The sequence below is a fragment of the Cryptosporangium japonicum genome, from assembly GCF_039524755.1.
GTDB classification, from domain to species: domain Bacteria; phylum Actinomycetota; class Actinomycetes; order Mycobacteriales; family Cryptosporangiaceae; genus Cryptosporangium; species Cryptosporangium japonicum.
In genome coordinates this window covers 44,489-62,025 of record NZ_BAAAGX010000020.1, presented here as the reverse complement: position 1 = coordinate 62,025, position 17,537 = coordinate 44,489, and the positions used below count along the sequence as shown (strand labels likewise).

The 17,537-nt window shown below is 72.3% G+C and carries 22 protein-coding genes; 7 read left to right on the top strand and 15 right to left on the bottom strand.

Features of this window, described 5'->3' with window-relative positions; all coding sequences use genetic code 11:
- Nucleotides 1-32: 32 nt before the first annotated feature.
- The 7 genes from ABD437_RS25420 to ABD437_RS25390 are packed head-to-tail and all read right to left on the bottom strand — an operon-like array spanning nucleotide 33 to nucleotide 7,735.
- Nucleotides 33-1,040, bottom strand: coding sequence for an SRPBCC family protein (locus tag ABD437_RS25420; RefSeq protein WP_344651438.1), 1,008 nt, complete (start codon nucleotides 1,038-1,040; stop codon nucleotides 33-35).
- The gene (locus ABD437_RS25415; RefSeq protein WP_344651437.1) at nucleotides 1,040-2,224 is read right to left on the bottom strand and encodes a vWA domain-containing protein; all 1,185 of its coding nucleotides are present in this window, start codon (nucleotides 2,222-2,224) and stop codon (nucleotides 1,040-1,042) included. Before ABD437_RS25415 ends, ABD437_RS25420 begins: the two co-directional genes overlap by 1 nt.
- On the bottom strand, nucleotides 2,217-3,137 hold the full coding sequence (locus tag ABD437_RS25410) for an AAA family ATPase (RefSeq protein WP_425558232.1): 921 nt from the start codon (nucleotides 3,135-3,137) through the stop codon (nucleotides 2,217-2,219). Before ABD437_RS25410 ends, ABD437_RS25415 begins: the two co-directional genes overlap by 8 nt.
- Nucleotides 3,134-4,003, bottom strand: coding sequence for an XdhC family protein (locus ABD437_RS25405; RefSeq protein ID WP_344651436.1), 870 nt, complete (start codon nucleotides 4,001-4,003; stop codon nucleotides 3,134-3,136). The genes ABD437_RS25410 and ABD437_RS25405 overlap by 4 nt, the downstream gene beginning before the upstream one ends.
- A complete protein-coding gene (locus ABD437_RS25400) occupies nucleotides 4,003-6,387 on the bottom strand; it encodes an aerobic carbon-monoxide dehydrogenase large subunit (protein WP_344651435.1) in 2,385 nt (794 codons plus the stop codon). Before ABD437_RS25400 ends, ABD437_RS25405 begins: the two co-directional genes overlap by 1 nt.
- A complete protein-coding gene (locus tag ABD437_RS25395) occupies nucleotides 6,384-6,869 on the bottom strand; it encodes a (2Fe-2S)-binding protein (RefSeq protein ID WP_344651434.1) in 486 nt (161 codons plus the stop codon). Before ABD437_RS25395 ends, ABD437_RS25400 begins: the two co-directional genes overlap by 4 nt.
- Nucleotides 6,869-7,735 carry an FAD binding domain-containing protein gene (locus ABD437_RS25390; protein WP_344651433.1) on the bottom strand — a complete coding sequence of 289 codons (867 nt, stop codon included), beginning with the start codon at nucleotides 7,733-7,735 and terminating at the stop codon, nucleotides 6,869-6,871. Before ABD437_RS25390 ends, ABD437_RS25395 begins: the two co-directional genes overlap by 1 nt.
- 105 nt (nucleotides 7,736-7,840) lie before the next feature.
- Between ABD437_RS25390 and ABD437_RS25385 the strand changes: the two genes are divergently transcribed.
- On the top strand, nucleotides 7,841-8,767 hold the full coding sequence (locus ABD437_RS25385; RefSeq protein ID WP_344651432.1) for a LysR family transcriptional regulator: 927 nt from the start codon (nucleotides 7,841-7,843) through the stop codon (nucleotides 8,765-8,767).
- Here ABD437_RS25385 and ABD437_RS25380 read toward each other — a convergent pair.
- Nucleotides 8,764-9,540, bottom strand: a complete 777-nt coding sequence (locus tag ABD437_RS25380) for an ABC transporter permease (protein ID WP_344651431.1) — start codon at nucleotides 9,538-9,540, stop codon at nucleotides 8,764-8,766. The genes ABD437_RS25385 and ABD437_RS25380 overlap by 4 nt on opposite strands.
- Nucleotides 9,537-10,457 carry an ABC transporter ATP-binding protein gene (locus tag ABD437_RS25375; protein WP_344651430.1) on the bottom strand — a complete coding sequence of 307 codons (921 nt, stop codon included), beginning with the start codon at nucleotides 10,455-10,457 and terminating at the stop codon, nucleotides 9,537-9,539. Before ABD437_RS25375 ends, ABD437_RS25380 begins: the two co-directional genes overlap by 4 nt.
- A gap of 79 nt (nucleotides 10,458-10,536) precedes the next feature.
- Here ABD437_RS25375 and ABD437_RS25370 point away from each other — a divergent pair, with 79 nt between their 5' ends.
- A complete protein-coding gene (locus tag ABD437_RS25370; protein WP_344651429.1) occupies nucleotides 10,537-11,217 on the top strand; it encodes a TetR/AcrR family transcriptional regulator in 681 nt (226 codons plus the stop codon).
- Nucleotides 11,218-11,254: 37 nt separating this feature from the next.
- On the opposite strand, the gene ABD437_RS25365 is transcribed toward ABD437_RS25370, so the two are convergent.
- Both ABD437_RS25365 and ABD437_RS25360 read right to left on the bottom strand, forming a co-directional pair.
- Complete coding sequence (locus tag ABD437_RS25365; RefSeq protein WP_344651428.1) at nucleotides 11,255-11,830, bottom strand: DUF3558 family protein; 576 nt, start codon at nucleotides 11,828-11,830, stop codon at nucleotides 11,255-11,257.
- Between the two features lie 176 nt (nucleotides 11,831-12,006).
- Complete coding sequence (locus ABD437_RS25360) at nucleotides 12,007-12,852, bottom strand: dioxygenase family protein (protein WP_344651735.1); 846 nt, start codon at nucleotides 12,850-12,852, stop codon at nucleotides 12,007-12,009.
- A gap of 84 nt (nucleotides 12,853-12,936) precedes the next feature.
- Here ABD437_RS25360 and ABD437_RS25355 point away from each other — a divergent pair, with 84 nt between their 5' ends.
- Complete coding sequence (locus ABD437_RS25355; protein ID WP_344651427.1) at nucleotides 12,937-13,419, top strand: MarR family winged helix-turn-helix transcriptional regulator; 483 nt, start codon at nucleotides 12,937-12,939, stop codon at nucleotides 13,417-13,419.
- A 44-nt stretch (nucleotides 13,420-13,463) separates the two neighbouring features.
- Here ABD437_RS25355 and ABD437_RS25350 read toward each other — a convergent pair whose 3' ends face one another.
- The 3 genes from ABD437_RS25350 to ABD437_RS25340 are packed head-to-tail and all read right to left on the bottom strand — an operon-like array spanning nucleotide 13,464 to nucleotide 14,871.
- Nucleotides 13,464-13,673, bottom strand: coding sequence for a heavy-metal-associated domain-containing protein (locus ABD437_RS25350; RefSeq protein WP_344651426.1), 210 nt, complete (start codon nucleotides 13,671-13,673; stop codon nucleotides 13,464-13,466).
- 10 nt (nucleotides 13,674-13,683) lie between these two features.
- On the bottom strand, nucleotides 13,684-13,968 hold the full coding sequence (locus tag ABD437_RS25345; RefSeq protein WP_344651425.1) for a metal-sensitive transcriptional regulator: 285 nt from the start codon (nucleotides 13,966-13,968) through the stop codon (nucleotides 13,684-13,686).
- Between the two features lie 9 nt (nucleotides 13,969-13,977).
- Nucleotides 13,978-14,871 (bottom strand): peptidase associated/transthyretin-like domain-containing protein, encoded by an 894-nt coding sequence (locus ABD437_RS25340; protein ID WP_344651424.1) that lies wholly within the window; start codon nucleotides 14,869-14,871, stop codon nucleotides 13,978-13,980.
- 75 nt (nucleotides 14,872-14,946) lie between these two features.
- On the opposite strand from ABD437_RS25340, the gene ABD437_RS25335 reads away from it, so the two are divergent.
- Together ABD437_RS25335 and ABD437_RS25330 are read left to right on the top strand one after the other, a co-directional pair.
- Entirely contained in the window at nucleotides 14,947-15,375 is a 429-nt protein-coding gene (locus tag ABD437_RS25335; protein WP_344651423.1) for a DUF2243 domain-containing protein, read from the top strand.
- Complete coding sequence (locus ABD437_RS25330) at nucleotides 15,372-16,124, top strand: cytochrome c oxidase assembly protein (RefSeq protein ID WP_344651422.1); 753 nt, start codon at nucleotides 15,372-15,374, stop codon at nucleotides 16,122-16,124. Before ABD437_RS25335 ends, ABD437_RS25330 begins: the two co-directional genes overlap by 4 nt.
- Here the strand turns inward: ABD437_RS25330 and ABD437_RS25325 are convergent.
- Nucleotides 16,039-16,638 carry a sulfite oxidase-like oxidoreductase gene (locus ABD437_RS25325; protein ID WP_344651421.1) on the bottom strand — a complete coding sequence of 200 codons (600 nt, stop codon included), beginning with the start codon at nucleotides 16,636-16,638 and terminating at the stop codon, nucleotides 16,039-16,041. The two genes, ABD437_RS25330 and ABD437_RS25325, sit on opposite strands and share 86 nt — an antisense overlap.
- A 78-nt stretch (nucleotides 16,639-16,716) precedes the next feature.
- Between ABD437_RS25325 and ABD437_RS25320 the strand changes: the two genes are divergently transcribed.
- Nucleotides 16,717-16,980: a hypothetical protein gene (locus ABD437_RS25320; RefSeq protein WP_344651420.1), complete on the top strand. Its 264-nt coding sequence runs from the start codon at nucleotides 16,717-16,719 to the stop codon at nucleotides 16,978-16,980.
- Complete coding sequence (locus tag ABD437_RS25315) at nucleotides 16,977-17,492, top strand: GAF domain-containing protein (RefSeq protein ID WP_344651419.1); 516 nt, start codon at nucleotides 16,977-16,979, stop codon at nucleotides 17,490-17,492. The genes ABD437_RS25320 and ABD437_RS25315 overlap by 4 nt, the downstream gene beginning before the upstream one ends.
- Nucleotides 17,493-17,537: the final 45 nt, after the last annotated feature.

The window sequence follows — 17,537 nt, the reverse complement described above, 5'->3', positions numbered from 1 at the left end:
ACTTTAGAACAGGGGTACGACAATTTTCGGGGTCAGCGGGCGGCCCTGCGGCCCCGTCGCTTGCCGAAGAGGTAGGCCAGCAGGGCGACGATCGCCAGCAGGCCGAGGGCTTTCTTGGGTTCGCGGAGCTGGGATTCCGCGATGGCCTTGGCGAGGGCGACGGCGTCCAGGGCGTCGTCGTCCGCGGGGACGAAAGCCGGCACCGGGCGGGTGCCGGGTGCGCTCGGCAACGGCCCGCCGTCGGCGGCGACCGTCCGCGCGGTGGTCCCCGCACCACCCCCACCGCTCACCGACGAAGCCACCGAGGAAGAGCCCACCGCCGGAGAAGCCGCCGGCGACTCCACCGCCGGGGAGGACACCGCAGGGGAGGACACCTCAGGGGAGGACACCGCAGGCGACTCCACCCCCGGGGAAGCCGCCACCGCGGCCCCGTTAGCGGCCGCGACCTCACCCATGGCCTTCGCCGCCCGCTTCCGCGGCGCCGCCTTCTTCACCGGAGCCGCCTCCGAACCCGCAGCGTCCCCGACAGCACCAGCACCGGCCCCGGCGTCCGCCGGAACCACCCCCGCCGGAACCACCCCCGCCGGAGCATCCCCCGCCTCCAGCATCGCCTGCAGGTTCGTCGCGAACTGCGCCATCATCTGCTCGGTCACCGTGTTGATGACCCCCTGCCCCATCGCCGCCGCCCGCCCGGACAGGTTCACGTCGGCCGACACCGTGCCGCGCGTCGTGTCCCCGTCCGCGACCAGCGACAACCGTGCCGTCGCCTCGGCGGTGCCCTGGCCGCGTGCTTCCTTGGCCTTGCCGCGCAGCACGGCCCGGTGCTCGTCCGGCACCCGCTCCACGACCTCTAACTGTCCCTTGTACTGCATGGTGACCGGCCCGAGCTTCACCTTCATGCCGACCTGGTACGCATCCTCGGACAGGGTGTTGAGCACCTGCGCACCGGGCAGACAGGCGGCGACACGCTCGAAGTCCATCAGCGTCGACCACACCTGATCGATCGGTGCTTTCACGTCGAACGCGCTGTCGAGTTGCATCACTGCATTCCTTTCGATGGGTGCGAAACCGCCGCGGCGACCTCGTCCAGTGCGGCCAGGCTATGCCCGCTGACGAACGCGTCGCAGAAGGGTAGTGCCGCGGCCATCCCGCCGACCTTCGGCGCGTATCCGGTGGCCGCTTTCCGGGGGTTGACCCAGACGATCCGGTGCGCGAGCCGTCGCAGCCGCGCCATCTGCGCGGCGACCTCGGCGGGCGGGTCCTGGGCCCAACCGTCGGACAGGATGACGACGACGGCTCCCCGCGCCGCCCCGCGCCGGCCGTAGGAATCGAGGAACCGTTGGAGCGACCGCGCCAACAGAGTCCCACCCGCCCAGTCCGGGGCGGCGTCGGCGGCGCGGCGCAGGGCCAGGTCGGGGTCGCGGCGGGCGAGCGGGCGGGTCAGCCGCGTCAGCCGGGTGGAGAACACGAACGCTTCGGCCCGTGCGCCGGTCACCGAGCCGTGCAGCAGCGCCAGGAACACCCGGGTGTAGGGCTCCATCGACCCGGACACGTCGCACAGCAGCACCAGCGGCCGCGGACGGCGACGGCGGCGCCGGTGCACCAGTGCGACCGGGTCGCCTCCGGTCTTCCGCGCGTCGCGGACGGTGCGGCGGACGTCGATCCGCTCGCCTTTCCGCCTCGACGCCCGGGAGCGGCGCGTGCGTCGCTGCGGAGTGGCCAGCACGAGCCGCCGGACCAGGTGCCGGACGGCGTCGACCTCGGCGTCGGACAGCTCGGCGAACGCGGTGTGCTGGAGCCGCTCGGTCGTCGAGGCCAGCGCGGGCACCGCCCGGGGTGAGCCGGCACCGTCGCCGGACGACGACGACGACGCGCCGCCCCCGGAGGCCCCCGGCTCGGCGGGGCGGTGGTCGGCCGGCGCCGGCCGGGTGTCGGCGGGCACCGGGGGCGCGGTGGGGTCGCCCCGCGAGTCGGCCAGGTCCACCGGCGGAGCGTCGTCGCCGAAGATCCGGTTGAACACCGCGTCGAACGCGGGGAGCTGGTCGACGTCGGCGACCAGTGTCGTTCGGGCCGTCCAGTACAGCCGGTCCCTGGTCACCGGCGGTACCAGCCGCACCGCCGCCGCGAACCGCGCCGCCCGGTCCGGGCCCGCGGGCACCCCGTCCCGGTGCAGCGCCGCGACGAACCGCACCGCCAGCTCCGCCGGGCGCAGGGCGTCAGGCACGGGCGGCGTCCGTCAGCCAGCCGCGGCCCTGCGCCTGCACCAGCTCCAGGTCGTCCCGGCTCTTCAGGACGCTGCCCAGCGTCCCGAACGCGTCCGTGTCCACGTGCGGAACGCCCAGCAGCGTGAGCGCGGCCACCCAGTCGATCGTCTCGGCGATGCCCGGCGGTTTCTCCAGGTCGAGCCCGCGCATCCGGGAGACCGCCGCGGTGGCCTCCAGGGTCAGCGGCAGCGCGCTGTCGGGCACACGGCGGCGCACGATCTCGGCCGCGCGCTCCGGCGACGGGTAGTCGATCCAGTGGTACAGGCAGCGGCGTTTGAGCGCGTCGTGCAGGTCACGCGTGCGGTTGGAGGTGAGGACGACGATCGGCGGGCGGGCCGCGGTGATCGTGCCGAGCTCCGGGATCGTCACCGACGACTCGGCGAGGAGCTCGAACGTGAACGCCTCGAAGTCGTCGTCGGCGCGGTCCAGTTCGTCGACGAGCAGCACCGCCGGGCGGGGACCCTGGTGTTCCAGCGCGGTGAGCAGCGGCCGCCGCAGCAGGTAGTCGCGGGTGAACAGGTCGGCTTCGGCGAGCCGTTCGTCGCGGGCCTCGGCCATCCGGATCGCGAGCATCTGCCGCGGGTAGTTCCACTCGTACAGCGCCTCGGAGGCGTCGATGCCCTCGTAGCACTGCAGGCGGACCAGCGGGGTGTCCAGCGCGCGGGCCAGCGCTTTCGCGGCCTCGGTCTTGCCGACGCCCGGCTCGCCCTCGAGGAGCACCGGCTGGGGGAGCCGGACGGCGAGGAAGAGCGCGGTCGCCAGCCCGGGGTCGACGACGTAGCCCGCGGTGTCGAGCGCGGTGGCCAGTGCGTCCACGTCGGGGAAGGCAGTGGCCACCTCCGGGGACGCACCGGCCCGGGCGGCCCCGGTCACCCGCGCTCCGCGAGGTAGCGCCGCTTGCATCCCTCGGCGCAGAAGTACACGGGCCCGTCCGCCTGGATCGCGCCCGGCACGATCGCGACGGTCATCCCGCAGATCGGGTCGAGCGCGGTGGCGGGTGCGTCGATCACCGCGATCGGCGTCGTCCCCACCGGAATCACCGGTTGCGCCGGTTGCTGCGAGCGGAGCGCGACGATCTCGGCCAGGATCGAGAGCGCGATCTCGGCCGCGGTTCGCCCGCCGAGGTCCAGCCCGGCGGGGGAGTGCACCCGGGCCCGCTCGGTGTCGCTGACGTCGAGCGACGCGAGGACCGCCGCCCCGCGTTTGCGTGAGGCCACGAGCCCGACGTACGGCACGCCGGCCCGGAGCGCGGCCTCCAGCACCGGCTCCTCGTCGCGACCGTGGGAGGCCACGACGACGGCCGAGGCGCCGTCGAGCGACGTGGACACCTCGAACCCGAGCGGCGCCCCCAGCGCGGCCAGCGACACCCCGATCGGGGTCTCGCCGATCACCGCGAGCCGCGGAGCCGGTGTCCGTGGCTCCAGGAAGATCTCCAGGCTGCCCCCGGACAGGCAGGGGTTCGCCACGGTGACCGCGCCCTCCTCGACGACCGTCGACGGCGCGCCGGCCGAGATCCGCAGCAGCAGGGGGTCGCCGGTGCCCAGCGCGGCCAGCGCGTGCACCCGGACCGACGACTCCGCGCAGGTCCCGCCGACGAAGCCCGCGATGGCTCCGTCGGCGAGCACCAGCGCCGTGTCACCGGCGTGCGCGCTGGCGGGTTTGCCCGCGCGCACGACGGTGGCTTTCACGAACGGCTGCCGGGACCGGGTCAGTTCGGCAGCGAGGTCAGCGATGCTCATCAGATCGGCGGGGTCGCCCGGCCCTGCATCGCCGCCCACACCCGGTCCGGCGTGCACGGCATGTCCAGGTGCGTGACGCCGAACGGGGCCAGCGCGTCGACGACGGCGTTCACCACGGCCGGCGGCGAGCCGACGGTCGCGGACTCCCCGATGCCCTTCGCCCCGATCGGGTGGTGCGGCGACGGGGTGACCGTGAAGTCGGTCTCCCAGTCCGGCACCTCCATCGCGGTCGGGATCAGGTAGTCCATGAACGACCCACCGAGGCAGTTCCCGGACTCGTCGAACCCGATGAACTCCATCAACGCCATGCCGACGCCGTCGGTCAGGCCGCCGTGCACCTGACCCTCGATGATCATCGGGTTGATCCGGGTGCCGCAGTCGTCGACCGCGATGAACCGGCGCACCTTCACGTACCCGGTGCCGGGGTCGACGTCGACGACGCAGATGTACGCGCCGTACGGGAACGTCAGGTTCGGCGGGTTGTACGTGACCTCGGCGTCCAGGTTGCCGTCGATGCCCTCGGGCAGCTCGACGGTGCCGTGCGCGCCCATCGCGATCTCGGCCATCGTCTTGCCCTGGGTGGGGTCACCGGCGACGAACCAGCGGCCCTTCTCCCACTCCAGGTCCTCCGGCCGCACCTCGAGCATCGCGGCCGCGATGTGCTTGGCCTTCTCCCGCACCTTGCGGGTGGCCAGCGCGACCGCGCCGCCGCTCACCGGCGTCGACCGGCTGCCGTAGGTGCCCAGGCCGAACGGTGTGTTGTCGGTGTCGCCGTGGACGACCTCGATGTCCTCGGGCGGGATGCCGATCTCCTCGGCGACGATCTGCGCGAACGTCGTCTCGTGGCCCTGGCCCTGGGTCTGCACCGACAGGCGCACGACGGCCTTGCCGGTGGGGTGGATCCGCACCTCGGCACCGTCGGCCATGCCCAGGCCGAGGATGTCCATGTGGCGCCGGGGCCCCGCGCCGACCGTCTCGGTGAAGAACGAGATGCCGATGCCCATCAGCTCGCCGTTCGCCCGTTTCTCGGCCTGCTCGCGCCGCAGCTCCTCATAGCCCGCGCGGGACAGAGCCAGCCGGAACGTCTTCTCGTACTCGCCCGAGTCGTACTCCCACCCGGTCTTGTTCGCGTACGGGAACTGCTCCGGCCGGATGAAGTTCTTCAGCCGGATCTGCGCCGGGTCGAGTTCGAGCTTGGCCGCGACAATGTCGACCATCCGCTCGATCAGGTACACCGCCTCGGTGACCCGGAACGAGCACGCGTACGCGACGCCGCCGGGTGCTTTGTTGGTGTAGACGCCGGTGACCTTGCAGTACGCGGCCTCGAGATCGTACGAACCGGTGAAGATGTGGAAGAACCCGGCCGGGTATTTCGTCGGGTTCGCGCTGGCGTTGAACGCGCCGTGGTCGGCGATGACGTGCGTGCGCACGGCCAGGATCCGGCCGTCGCGCGTCGCGGCCACGTCGGCCTTCATGATGTAGTCGCGGGCGAACGACGTCGACATCAGGTTCTCCGAGCGGTCCTCGACCCACTTCACCGGCTTGCCGGTGACGATCGAGCCCACGACGGCCAGGATGTAGCCGGGGTAGATGCCGACCTTGTTGCCGAAGCCGCCGCCGATGTCGGGGCTGATCACCCGGATCTTGTGCTCGGGCAACCCGGCGACCAGCGCGAACACCGTGCGGTGGGCGTGCGGGGCCTGGGTGGTCTCGTAGAGCGTCAGCTTGCCGTCGATCGGGTCGTAGTCGGCGATCGCGCCGCAGGTCTCCATCGGCGCCGGGTGCACGCGCGGGTAGATGACCTCCTCCGAGATCACGACCTCGGCCGAGTCGAACACCGCATCGGTGGCCGCGGAGTCGCCGGCCTCCCAGTCGAAGATGTGGTTGTTCGTCTGGCCTTCCTTGTCGTCCCGGATGATCGGCGCGTCCGCGTCGAGCGCCTTCCGCACGTCCACGACCGGTTCCAGAACGTCGTAGTCGACGTCGATCAGCTCGAGCGCGTCGCGCGCGGCGTACCGGTCCTCGGCGACGACGAACGCCACCTCCTGGCCCTGGAAGCGCACCTTGTCGGTGGCCAGCACGGCCTGGACGTCGTAGGAGAGCGTCGGCGCCCAGGCCAGGTTGAGGCCCTCCAGGTCCTTGCCGGTGATGACCGCGAGCACCTTGGGGTGGGCGAGCGCCTCGGTGGTGTCGATCGAGACGATCGTCGCGTGGGCCACCGGGGAGCGCAGGATCGCGCCGTGGAGCATGCCGGGCAGCGCGATGTCGTCGAGGTAACGGCCCTTGCCGCGGACGAAGCGCGGGTCTTCCTTGCGCTGGAGCCGCCCGAACCCGATCGGGCGGTTCTCGTCGGTGGCGGCGGGGTTGGTCTCGGTGACCGTCATGCGGATGCCCCCTCGGACGCGTCAGCGCTGTTCTTCGCGGCCCACCGCACCGAGCGGACGATCGTCGCGTAGCCCGTGCAGCGGCAGATCTGGCCGGAGATCGCGGTGCGGATCTCGGTCTCGTCCGGATCCGGGTTGCGGTCGAGCAGCGCGCGGGCGGTCATCATCATGCCCGGGGTGCAGAACCCGCACTGCAGGCCGTGCTCGGCCATGAATCCCTTCTGGACGGCGTCGAGCTCGCCGTTCTGCGCGAGGCCCTCGACGGTGCGGATCTCGCGCCCGGCGGCCATCGCGGCCAGCACCGTGCACGACTTCACCGGTTCGCCGTCCATCAGCAGCACGCACGTGCCGCAGTTGCTGGTGTCGCAGCCCCAGTGCGTGCCGGTCAGCTTCAGCGTGTCCCGGACGAAGTGCACCAGCAGCGTGCGTGGCTCGGCCTCGGCGGTGACCTCGGTGCCGTTGACCGTCATCGTGATCTGCATCAGCGCACCCGTTCCACGGCGCGCCGGAGCACGCGTTTGGTCAGTTCGGCGGCCAGGTGCCGCTTGTAGTCGATCGGCCCGCGCTGGTCGGCGACCGGGTCGCAGTCCTCGGCGGCGAGCGCGGCCGCGGCGGCGAACGCCTCCTCCGACGGCCGCTCGCCCCGGAGGACGTCCTCGGCCCGCGTCGCGGTGCGCCCGTCCAGCCCGACGGAGGTCAGCCCGATCGCGACGTCCGCGATCGCCCCCGTCTCGTCCAGCGTCACCGACGCGCCCGCGGCGGCGACCGCCCAGTCGCCCACGCGCCGCTCGACCTTCTCGTACGCGCTGCCGGTGCGTGGCGTCAGCGCGAAGCGCACCTCGGTCAGCAGCTCGTCCTGCGCGACCGCGGTCTCGTACGGGCCGCGGTGCAGTTCGGCCATCGAGACGACCCGCTCGCCGTCCAGGCCCCGGATGACGACCTCGGCCCGGAGCACCTCGCACACCGTCGACAGGTCCTCGGCCGGGTCGGCCTGGCAGAGCGAGCCGCCGATCGTGCCGCGGTTGCGCACGACCGGGTCGGCGATGACCTTCTCGGCGTCGACCACGATCGGGAACCGCTGCGCGATCGTCGCGGAGTTGAGCAGCGTCGCGTGCCGGGTCAGCGCGCCGACGCGGATCACGCCGGCGTCCTCGACGATGTAGTCCAGCTCGAAGAGATCGTTGATGTCGATCAGCCATTCGGGCCGGGCGAGCCGCAGCTTCATCATCGGCAGCAGGCTGTGCCCGCCCGCGATCACCCGCGACTCCGGGCCGTGCGTGTGTAACAGGGCCAGCGCGTCCTCGACACTCTCCGCGCGGGCGTAGTCAAAGGGAGCGGGAACTTGCACCTAGGTGCCTCCACATCGAGGGATGGGGATATCCGAACCCGACCTTGTTACCAGCGTTTACAAGTGTCAAGGTCGTCATAAGCGAACGGTTAAGAGGTGTCGGCGATGACCCTGAGCCAGTTGCGCACGTTTGCGTTGGTCGTCCGGCTGGGCTCGCTGCGCGCGGCCGCGGCGGAGCTCGGGGTGAGCGAACCGGCCGTTTCGGCGGCGGTCGCGGCGCTCCGGTCCGAGCTCGGCGATCCGCTGTTCGTGCGGGCCGGCGGGGGCATCGCGTTCACGCCCGGCGGCCGGCGGCTGGCCGTGCACGCCGAGGAGATCGTCGGGCTCGCCGACCAGGCGCGGCGCGAGGTGGCCGAGACCGTCACCGCCACCCGGTCGTTGCGGGTGGCCGCGACCGCGGACTTCGGTGAACACGCGGCCGGCGCGCTGCTCGACGCGTTCACCCGGCGGCTGCCGGACTGCGAAGTGGACCTCGTGGTGCTCGAGGGCGCCGACCTCGCGGACGCGCTGGCGCGGCGCGTCGCCGACGTCGCGCTGGGGCCGCGCCCGGCCGCGGGCGACTCGTTGGACGCCGTCCCGTTCCTGCGCTACCAACGCGTCCTGGTGGCGGATTCACCCCGCGCGGAGCCGCTGCGCCAGGTCTGGCTGACCGGCCCGGCCGGCCTGGAGGAGCTGTCCGAGGAGGGCCGGTGGCTCGCCGGTCTGCCGACCTGGCCCGACCTCGTCCGCTTCCCCACCGAGACCGAGGCCATCGACGCCACCCGCGCCGGCGACGGGGTGATGCTCGCGCTCGGGCACGTCGTGCGGGCCGACCTGCGGCTCGGGACGCTCGTGCGGTTACCGCTGCCGGGCACGCCGGTGCAGGGGCTCTGGTACGCCACCGTGCTCGGGCGGGGCCGGGCGAGTGCGGCGGCCAGGGCGCTGCAGGAGTTCGTCACCACGCCCGGTGCCACCGCCGCGATGCTCGCCCCACCCGGCGCCACCCCGAGCACCCCGCGCCGCCCACCCGTCCACGTGGCTCTGTGGAGCTAACGGGGACGGGCGAACCGCAGCGTCGTCGCGGGGACGAAGATCGCGAGGATCACGCCCGCGTAGAGCAGTGACGCCGCGACCGGGTGCTGCAGCGGCCAGGCCGACGACTCGGCCGGGATCGGGTTCCCGCACAGTTCACGCACGGCCTGCCCGAGCGCGCTCACCGGGTTCCACTCCGCGATCACCCGCAGCCAGCCGGGCATCCCGCCGGTCGGCACCATCACGTTCGACACCATCGAGATCGGCAGCACGACCACCGACAACTGCCCGGCCGCCTCCTGGCTCTTCACGACCAGCCCCAGGTAGAGCCCGACCCAGGTCATCGCGAACTGCACCAGCAGCAGCAACCCCAGCGCGGCCAGCGCCCGGCCGGCCCCGCGCTCGATCCGCCACCCGACGAGCAACCCGATCAGCCCCATCAGGACGAAGTTCACCAGGCCGTAGACACTGGTGGCCGCCGCCTGCCCGAACGGCACCGCGCTGCGGGCGATCGGCATCGAGCGGTACCGGTCGACGACCCCGAGCTGGTTGTCGCGCACCATCGTCACCAGCGGCGGGAGGATGTTCACCGCGATCACGACGAACAGGCCGGGCAGCAGGTACGCCCGGTACCCGCCGCCGGGCACCTCGATCGCGCTGCCGATGATGTAGCCGAACGCGATGACCAGTACGACCGGCCCGGCCAGCGTCAACGCGATTCCGGACGGGTCGTGACGCAGCCGGGTGAGCACCCGCTCGGCCGCGGCCATCCCGTCGACCACCGCACTCGTCATACCACTGCCTCCGTCCGGTCCAGGAACACCTCGTCGAGCGTGGGGCGGCGCAGCCGCACGTCGGCCACCGCGAGCGCGTCGGCGTCGAGGGCGCGCACCACCTCGGGCAGCGTGACGACCCCGGCCGGCACCGCCGCGCTGACCTGGGTTCCGTCGATCACCGGGCTGCCGGTGGCCCAGCGTTCGAGCGTGGTGGCGGCCGCGGTGGCGTCGGTGGGGTGTTCCACCACCACGTCGACGCGCGCGCCGAGGGCGTCCTTCAGCGCGTCCGGGGTGCCTTCGGCGACGACCCGGCCGGCGTCGACGATGACCACCTGCCCGGCCAGCCGGTCCGCCTCCTCCAGGTACTGCGTGGTGAGCAGCACGGTGGTGCCGGCGGCGGCGCGGTCGGTGACCGCCGTCCAGATCTCCTGGCGGCTGCGCGGGTCGAGCCCGGTCGTCGGCTCGTCGAGCACCAGCAGCGCCGGCTCGACCAGGAACGCCGCGATCAGGTCGAGCCGCCTGCGCATCCCGCCCGAGTACGTCTTGACCAGGCGCCGGGCGGCCGGGGCCAGGTCGAACTGTTCGAGCAGCTCGTCGGCCCGCGCTGTGGCGGCGCGGCGGCCCAGGTGCAGCATCAGGCCGAGGATGACCAGGTTCTCCCGGCCGGTCAGGTCGTCGTCGACGGCCGCGTGCTGCCCGGCCAGCCCGATCAGTTCCCGGACGCGCTGCGGCCGGCCGACGACGTCGAACCCGCCGATGGTGGCGTGCCCGGAATCGGGGGTGGCCAGCGTCGTTAGTATCCGTACCGCGGTGGTCTTGCCGGCACCGTTGGGACCCAGCAGTGCGCACACGGTCCCGGCCGGGACGGTCAGGTCGAGCCCGTCCAGCGCGCGGACGTTTCCATAGGTTTTCACCAGGTGGCGGGCTTCGATCATGCGAGCCTCCTCTACTGCGATCGGTGTTCGCAGTAGAGGACGGTACCCGACTGGGTACGGTGTTCGCAAAGGAGGTGCGATGAACGACCCGATCTGGCTCCGGCCTGAACGCACCGGGCACGGGCCGGCGCCGGAGTACAGCCGCGAGCGGATCGCCGCCGCGGGGATCGCGCTGGCCGACGCGTCCGGGCTGGCCGCGGTGTCGATGCGCAAGGTCGCCGGGGCGCTCGGCGCCGGTACGGCGTCGCTCTACCGGTACGTGGCCACCCGGGACGAGCTGGTGGACCTGATGGTCGACGCGGTCACCGGCGAGCTCGCGTACCCGAAGCCGGTCAGCGGCGACTGGCTCGCCGACGCGCTCTCGATCGGCCGCGACCTACGTGGGCTCTACCGGCGTCATCCCTGGATGGTCGAGATCCACCCCGGCGCCACCGGCATCGGGCCGAACGGAGTGGCCTATCTGGAGCAGGGGCTGGCGGCGCTGAGCGCGCTCGACCGGCCGGCGCAGGCCAAGCTCGAGGCGGTGGCGATGCTGAGCGGCGTCGTCAGCCTGTTCGCCCGGGACGAGCTGTCGACCCGCTCGTCGACGACGGCCGACGGGCGGGCCGCGACCGCGCGCTACCTGGCCGCGGTCGTCACGCCGGAGCGCTATCCGCACCTCGCGGCGATGTTCGGGTCGGCGGCGGGGCCGGGGCCGGGGGCCGACGAACTCTTCGAGCGGGTGATCTCCGCCCTGCTCGGCGGCCTGCTGAACGCGTGACGGGGCCGCCCCCTCGTAGGGAGCGGCCCCGGAGTGCTCAGAGCTGGTCGATCACGCGCTGGGCGACGGTCTTCTCCACGGCGATGTTCTCGGCGCTGCCGCCGTCGCCGCCCTTGCTCGTCGAGTAGACGTCGATCGAGAGGTCGCCGCTGCGGACGTAGAGGTGACCGGAGCTGGTGAACGCCTCGTCGCCCACGCCGTCGAAGTCCTGCGCGGCGGGGTCGCGCACCGCGAAGTCGTCGGCCGAGGTCGGCGACAGGCTCAGCACGAGCACACCCTGCTCCAGCTGCCACTGGCAGTACCGGGTGGTGCCCGCGGTGGAGTTGTCGCGGTCGATCTGGGTTATCTCTCTACCGGTGAACTGGTTGACCTCGGCGGGTGTCAGCAGCTTGCACGGGTTCAGCTGGTTGACGTCGGTGCCGAGCCCGTCGGAGGCGGCCTGGCCGTCGTCGGAGGCGGTCGCGGCGCTCGACGGCTGCTGCGCGGCACCCGTGGGCGTCGTCGAGGGGGAGGAGCCGTCGGTGGAGATCGTGATCTTGCCGCAGCCCGTCAGGGCGAAGACGCCGGTGGTGGCGGCCGCGGCGAGCAGCAGGCGGAGAGTCCGGGCGGTCATGGTGCGTACTCCTCGAGTGGGGTGGCGGCCGCGGGGTCTCTCTGGCCGTACGCACAGGGTCCAGGTTTCCGCAGGCAGGGACGATCGGTGACACGACGTGCGGACTGTTCGTCCGATGACACATCTGCCGAAAAGGCGTTCGCGCATCAGGGCCACCACTGATGCGCGAACACCGCTCAGGCTGCTTGGAAGGACCGCTTCGCCAGGCCGAGGAAGAAGCCGTCGACGGTCGTGGTCACCGGCGCCTCGGGGTTCGCGGCCGCGCCGAGCGCGACGAAGAGCGGCGTGAAGTGCTCCACGGTCGGGTGCGCGTACGGCATGCCGGGCGCCCGGTCGCGGAACGCCGCCAGCTCGTCGACGTCACCGCGGGCCAGCGCGTCGGCGGCCCACGCGTCGAACTCGGCCGACCAGCCCGGTGCCTTCGCGTCGAGCGAGTAGTCGCGCAGGAACTGCAGGCCGTGCGTCATGAAGCCGGAGCCGATCACCAGGACACCCTGTTCACGCAGCGGCCGGAGCCGCTCGCCGAGGGCCAGCAGCCGCGCCGGGTCGTGCGTCGGGATGCTCATCTGCAGCACCGGGACGTCGGCGTCGGGGTACATCACCTTCAGCGGCACCCAGGCGCCGTGGTCGAGGCCGCGCTCGCGGTGCTCGTAGACCGTCTCGGTGTCGGGCAGCACCGCGAGCAGCTGGGACGCGAGGTCGGTCGAGTCCGGAGTGTCGTAGCGCATCCGGTAGTAGCGGGGGTCGAAGCCGCCGAAGTCGTAGACCGGCGTGGTGTTGGCCCCGGTGCTGCTCACCGAGAGCGGCGCCATCTCCCAGTGCGCCGAGATGATCAGGATCGCCTTCGGCTTGGGCAGGGACCGCGCCCAGGCGAACAGCTGGTCCATCCAGGTGGCGTCCTCGAACAGCGGGGGAGCGCCGTGGCTCAGGTAGAGGGAGGGGAGCGGACCGTCCTCGGGCGTCCAGAGCGCGTGCGGCGCCGCCGCCGCGGTCTTCTCCAGGTGCGTGTCGAACGGGTGCATGGTCACGGCCCCTTAACTAGTTGAACCTTTAACCACCGTACGGTTCGAAAGTTGAAGCGTCAACTTATGGCGTACACTGGAGGGGTGGAATCCGAAGCCCCCTGGCTCGACGCCGACCAGCAGCGCACCTGGCTGCGCCTGGCCGGTCTGCTGATCAAGCTCCCCGCGGCGCTCGACACGCAGCTCCAGCGCGACGCCGGGGTGAGCCACTTCGAGTACATGGTGCTGTCGCGGCTCTCCGAAGCTCCGAACCGGACGCTGCGGATGAGCCAGCTGGCCGAGCTGGCGAACGGCTCGCTGTCGCGCTTGTCGCACGTGGTGAAACGCCTGGAGCTGCGGGGCTGGGTGCGGCGCGAACCGTGCGCCGAGGACGGCCGCGCGACGAACGCGGTGCTCACCGAGGACGGTTGGGAGAAGGTCGTGCGCACCGCACCCGGCCACGTGGCCACCGTGCGTTCGCTCGTCGTCGACCCGTTGACCCCGGCGGAACTGGCCCGCTTCGGTGATCTGGTCGGCACCTTGCTGGCTAAGGTCGACCCGGACGAGACCTGCCCGGGCCAGCCCTGATCCGCGCGGTGACGATGCCGGGGTCACGCACGAACCGGCGGGGGTTAGCTGACCAGTTCGTAACCGGCCTCGTCCACCGCGGCTCGTAGTTGGTCGACGTCGACCGGGGCGTCGCTGGTCACGGTCACCGAGCCGGCGGCCAGGTCGACCTCGACCGCGGTGACGCCGGGTACCTCGCCCACCTCGGACGTCACCGCGTTCACGCAGTGCTGGCAGGTCATCCCGGTCACCGGGTAGGTCGCCGTAACAGACATGGATCTCTCCCTAGGATCGAACGAGACGCGCGATCGCCTCGGAAGCCTCGCGGACCTTCGCGTCCGCCTCCGGGCCGCCGTTACGGGCGGCGTCGACCACGCAGTGCGCCAGGTGCTCGTCGAGCAGGCCGAGCGCCACCGACTGGAGGGCCTTCGTCGCGGCGGAGACCTGGGTGAGGATGTCGATGCAGTACTCCTCCTGCTCGACCATGCGCTGCAGCCCGCGGATCTGCCCCTCGATCCGCCGCAACCGTTTGAGGTAGGCGTCCTTGTCGGCGATGTACGCGTGTGCCATGCGCCTACTCTACCCCCCTAGGGTACCTGGGGCGCCCGGCGGGACGTCGAGCAGATCGACGCCGAGGGTGATCGCGCCCAGGTAGGCGTCGCCGAACCGGCGCACGGCCAGCAGCAGCGAGTCCTGGAAGAACAGGTCCGACCGGTTGCGCGGCGCGCCGGGGCGGTACGGGGGTGTGCGGTGCGCCTCGTCGTTCGTCGCGTCGTCGAAGAACAGTTGGGTGCAGAGCACGGTGCGGCGCCGGAGGTACACCTTGACGTGGACGTGCGGCGCCCGCCCGACGTACCAGCCGGGGTAGATCGTGGTGAACCGCGCGACGCCGTCCGCGCCGGTGGGCTGGGCGCCGCGCAGGTACGTGCCGTCGTCGGCGGGCTGGGCCTCGGCGTCGCCGACGCTGTAGGAACCGTCGGACGTGCGGGTGTCGTAGCCCATCGGGTCGCCGGTCGGGTCGGCCGCGGGCCGTTCGGCGCCCCGCGTGTTCGGCCAGCCGAGCGGCGGGTTCGCCGGTGCGGTGCGGTCCGGCCCGTCGAAGCCGGAGTAGCGCCCGGCCGCGTCGCAGTGCCAGATCTCGACCACCGCGTCGCGCACCGGCGCCCGTCCGCAGCCGGCGCCGTCGACGACCCGGAGCGCGAGCCGGAGGGTGGTGCCGCGGCGGGTCTCCCGCAGGTCGCTACGCAGCCGGTCGACGTCGAACCAGTACGGGCCCTGTGCGAGTTGGACGGACGGGCGGCAGGTGCCGGCGTCGCGCAGGAGCGCGTCGGTGGCGGCTTCGACGGTGCCTCCGGTGACCACGCCACCGGCCCCGCCCGGCGCGGTGCGGCAGCCGGCGAGAAGGCCGGCCCCGAACACCAGCGCGGTGCGCCGACTGAAGCGTCTATTTCCGGAACCGCCGGTTTGTCGCATTCGTGGAGTGTGGCCCAATCGGCCGGTGCGGCGCGGCCCCGCGTTTACGGACCGACGCGCCGGGAAGCCGACCGCGTGGAACGCAACGTGCTGTCCGGAGCGCTGCTCGGTCTCGGGGTCGCGGCGTTCGTCGACGAGACGATCTTTCACCAGCTGCTGCACTGGCATCACTTCTACGACAAGTCGACCACCGCGGCCGGGCTGGTCTCCGACGGGATCTTCCACGCGGCGAGCTGGTTCGCGACCGTGGCGGCGCTGTTCCTGCTGGCCGACCTGCGGCGGCGCCGGGCGTTCGCGGCGCGGCGCTGGTGGGGCGGGCAGCTGGCCGCGGCCGGTGCCTTCCAGCTCTACGACGGTACGGTCCAGCACAAGCTGCTGCGCCTGCACCAGATCCGCTACCACGTCGACGTCGCGCCCTACGACTGGGCGTGGAACGTCGTCGCGGTGGTGCTGCTCGCCGCCGGCGCGACCCTGCTGATCCGGGCCCGCCGGGTCGCGACGTGAACCACGGGTGGTCGGCGGCGGGGCTGCTGCTGATCGGGTCGGCCCTGGTGGTGCCGCTGGTCGTCTACCGGCTCGCGGTGAGCGAGGTCGGGCCCGGCTGGCCGGCGCGGTACCGCGCCTGCTGGGCGGGCGGGCTCGGTGTCCTCGGCGTCGGCGTCCTGCTCCCCGGCCACGGGTTCACCCACCAGGTGCTGAGCCACCTGCTCGTCGGCATGGTGGCCCCGCTTCTGCTCGCGCTCGGCCGGCCGGTCCGGCTCGCGCTGCGCGCGCTGCCGGTGGCCCGTGCCCGCACGCTCGTGCGTCTGCTCCGCTCACTCCCGCTGCGGACGCTCGGCAACCCGGCGATCGCCGCGCTGCTGAACGTCGGAGCGCTCTGGCTGCTCTGGACCACGCCGTACGCCGACCACCCGCTCGTCCACGTCCACATGCTGCTGGCCGGCTACCTGTTCACGGCCGCGATCCTCGGCACGCACCCCCGCCCGGCCGGGTTCCGGTTCCGGGCGGCGGTGCTCGTCGCGGCGTCGGCCGGGCACGGCATCCTGGCCAAGTACCTCTACGCGCGGTCGCCGGGCGCCGAGCCGGGCGCGCTGCTCCTCTACTACGGCGGTGACGCGGTCGACCTCGTCCTCGCCGTGCTGTTCTGCCGGGCCTGGTTCCGGACGCTCAGTCCCCGTCGTAGCGCTGTTCCCGCCACGGGTCGCCGTAGTTGTGGTAGCCCGCCCGCTCCCAGAAGCCCTTCTTGTCGGTGACCAGCAGCTCCAGCCGCTTCACCCACTTGGCCGACTTCCAGAAGTACAGGTGCGGCACGAGCAGCCGCACCGGACCGCCGTGCTCGGGGTGCAGCGGCTTGCCGTCGTAGCCGAAGGCCAGCCAGGCCTTCCCGCCGCGCAGGTCGGCCAGCGGCAGGTTCGTCGTGTACCCGCCGTAGGAGTGCACGAGCACGTGTTCGGCCGCGGTCTCGACGCCGTCGAGCAGCGTGTCGAGCGACACGCCCTCCCAGGTCGTGCCGAACTTCGACCACTTGGTGACGCAGTGGATGTCGACGGTGGGGTTCGCCGTCGGGAGCGCCTGGAACTCGCTCCACGACCAGGTGCGGCTCGTGCCGTCCTCGGTCGTCAGCGTGAATTCCCAGGTGTCCAGCGGCACTCGGGGGGTGGGCCCGGCGGAGAGCACCGGGAAGCCGTTCGTCTCGTACTGGCCGGGCGGGAGCAGGCCGGTCGCCGACCGCCGCCGGCCCTGGAAGCCGGGAGAAAAGATCGCCACGGACGTCAGTGTGCACCGCTCAGCTCCGGAAGTTCCCGGCCGATGGGAGAAGCTGTGACTTCTTCCGCGGTGGCCGGGGTGACTCGACCCGATTTGGCCGACGCGCGGCGCGCGGTGGAGCGGATCTACGGTCCGCAGGCGCCCGGCATCTGGGCCGAGCTCCTGTCCACCGCCCGGCTGCACGGCACCGAGACCGACCCCGGGGCGATCGACCGCCTGCTCGACGCGATGCGGTCGGCGGCCCCGGTCACCGCGCTCTGTGGTGAGGCGCTGGCGATCCGGCTCGCCAGCTACGACCGCCTCGCCCAGGTCTACGAGCTGATGCGGAGCAGTGCGCCGTGAAGCGGATCACCGACGCCGACCTGGACGCGCTGTCGTCCTTCGCGCGACTGAGCGCGCTCGCCCGGTACGACCTCGCCGACCCGGACCTGGTCGAGGAGCTGGACGCGATCGCCGCGAGCACGGCCGAGCGGCTGCGCCAGCCGATCGCGATGACCAACCTGATGCTCGACTCCGCGGCGGTGGTCCGGGGCAGCTACGGGCTCGACGAGTACGGCGACGCCGTGAACGTGCCGATCGAGTGGTCGTTCTGCGTCCGCGCGGTGCGGTCGGGGCGCCCCCAGGTCGTGACCGACATGTCACGCGACCCGGAGGAGCACGACAACCCGCTCGTCGTCCACCAGGGTGTCCGCAGTTACGCGGGGGTGCCGCTGAGCACGCCGGACGGTCAGGTCATCGGCACGCACTGCGTGATCGGTCTGGAGCCGCGCGAGTTCACCGACGCCGAACTCGCGACGCTGAGCACCGCGGCGGCCCAGGTGCTCACCACGCTCGAGCGCTACGCGAAGGATTGATTCGCCGAGCAAGATGGTGTTTTTGTCATAATTTAGCTGGTTAAC